The sequence below is a fragment of the Winogradskyella marina genome, from assembly GCF_015645385.1.
Taxonomy (GTDB): Bacteria; Bacteroidota; Bacteroidia; order Flavobacteriales; family Flavobacteriaceae; genus Winogradskyella; species Winogradskyella marina.
In genome coordinates this window covers 1-2,298 of record NZ_JADOET010000037.1, presented here as the reverse complement: position 1 = coordinate 2,298, position 2,298 = coordinate 1, and the positions used below count along the sequence as shown (strand labels likewise).

The following is a 2,298-nucleotide window of genomic DNA, read 5'->3' as shown; positions in this document are numbered from 1 at the left end:
AAGCACTAAAGTTAGCAAATAAATCACAGATAGAAAGTCCGCGAGGACTTTCGTAAGTAGGCTATAACTAGCAATGAATTATACACGGTGTTGTAACGCGTTATTGTTTTATTTTAATTTTTATAGCTGGAATGGAAACTTCTTTCTTATTATAAATAATTTTAGGAAGCCTCCATTGTCTATTACCTTCAACAAAAGTGCCTCTACCATATTTAATTATATTATTGTCTAATTTTTTTGTTTTAATAATACCCAGTGCAATTGGACTACCAAAAGTACTATAACCAATATATAAGTATTTATAATCTTTTATTTTTATATTAAGATCTTTTAGGTCTATTGACAGCCAACCCTTTTCTCCTTTTTCTGTATTAACGATTAATTCGTTTTTAAGAAGATTTTCAGTGTTATTGTTAGGACTCTCATTTGATTGAAAAAGGTAAAACTTTATATCTATGTTTTCATTTATAAACTTTGTGTTATATAAATCGCGGAATTTTTCATAAATATAAATGCTAATACTTTCAATTTGTGCTCCTTTATAATCGTTAACTTCTAATTGTATTATATTTTCTGAAGTAGAAGTTGAACCTAATTTTTTTAGATTTCTATTTTTCGATACAGCACCTAATTCTTTTCTTTCGAACTGTTTTTTTATTACAACTTCGTCTAAATGTATTTGTTTATTTAATACAATAGTATCTAGCTTTTTAAGCACATCTAAATCTAATTTCTGTGAATAAAAGCTATCGTAGGTAATAATTACTGAATCTAACGAATTAATTTTATTATGATTAATTAAAAAACTATTTCTGTTGTTGCTTTTGTAAATTGATAAACTATCTTTTATAAAGAAATTTAGTTGAAAATCATTTATAGGTTTTAAAACTTCCTCAAAAAGATATACTCGTTTTTCTTGACAAAAGGAATTGTGTAAGAAGAAAAACAACGATATACTGAATAATATATATTTCATAATAGAGAATTGAGCATAGTTATGATTTAAAAACTATGCTCAATTTAATTGTTTTTTTTAGTTAAATATATTATCAAATTGGTCATATATTTCAGAATCAGAACAAGGAACATCTGCTTCTCCCATATAACTACTCTTTCGTTTTTCATTATCTAAAAGTATAAAAAATATCGGTACGTCTATAATTATTTTCGTGTCTTTATTATATCTCTAACATATTTGACTTCAGGTAGTTAGTCTATTTTAACTGATTTTCGTTTTAATGCGTTACAACGGTTGTGTATAAGAATAGTAGGGCTGAAAAAGAGCGCAAACCATTCGGATGAAACACAAGCCAAATTTTTAAATTTTTCTTATTATTTTTTTTGTTCAATAAGTCAAATTTAAAAATTTGGCGACCTTGCAAAAGTGCCTTTGCCATTGGGTTAAGCACTTATTGCCCTATTATTTTTATACGTTGTTGCCCACAGTACATCTGCGCTTAGTTTCTCATTTCAGCGACTAATTGATTGGTCGCATTTTTCACAAATTTAATCAATCTATTTTCCTCAACTGCCTCGTAAGATTGGATTTCGTCAAGTTCGCGTCTCGTCATTCTTTTGGTTGGACCATAAGCACATCCATCAATGCAAGGAACATAATTGAATTTGTATATTCCAGCAAACTCGTTAGTATTTATCATAATTACTTTAAACTCGATTGTTGCACCATAATAGGATTTTTGAGCTAAAACCGATGAAGTTTTTTCACGTCCTTTAGTGTCATAATATTTATTTGTTTGGTATTCGATACTTCTATCCAAATTGGTCAATTCAATTATCAAATCTGTATCGGATTTCTCTTTTAAATTCTCATAATTATTATTATTGTCAGAATTAGTGACGATTTTGTCAAATAGCTGTCTATCTCGAACCACAAAACCGCTTTTTAATAATTCGCTTTCGATTGCATTATACAGATAACTGTTTTTCTCTTTTTCCGTAACATTATCCGTATTAAGTCTTGAGCTTGTTCTTAAAACAATTTTTGGGTTGGGATTAGTTTCAAGATATTCTTTTAGAGAAGGTGTCGTTGTAATTTCGTCATTTTTGGGACTGAATTTAACTGTTCTCGAAACAGAAGCTGGCGCACCGCATCCAACTGTTAAAATTGCTATTCCAAATGCTAATAGTAATGTTTTTTTCAAAGTGTTAATTTTTATGATTATTGTTTTTCTCGTATTGTGGGCAACGGTCTCGTATATGATTTGTAGCGTGTTTTCAGCGAGTAAGTTAGCAAATAATTATCGAAATAGAAAAACCGAGAGGTTTTTCGTAAGTAGG

At 28.9% G+C, this 2,298-nt stretch carries 2 protein-coding genes; both read right to left on the bottom strand.

Annotated features, from left to right (window positions below; genetic code table 11):
- Positions 1-100 precede the first annotated feature (100 nt).
- Complete coding sequence (locus tag ITJ86_RS17100; RefSeq protein ID WP_195872868.1) at positions 101-976, bottom strand: hypothetical protein; 876 nt, start codon at positions 974-976, stop codon at positions 101-103.
- 481 nt (positions 977-1,457) lie between these two features.
- On the bottom strand, positions 1,458-2,162 hold the full coding sequence (locus tag ITJ86_RS17095; protein ID WP_195872867.1) for a hypothetical protein: 705 nt from the start codon (positions 2,160-2,162) through the stop codon (positions 1,458-1,460).
- Positions 2,163-2,298: the final 136 nt, after the last annotated feature.

What these genes read in the sequence shown, in the direction of transcription:
- ITJ86_RS17100 (WP_195872868.1), bottom strand. Translation starts at nt 976, where the DNA reads ATGAAATATATATTATTCAGTATATCGTTGTTTTTCTTCTTACACAAT.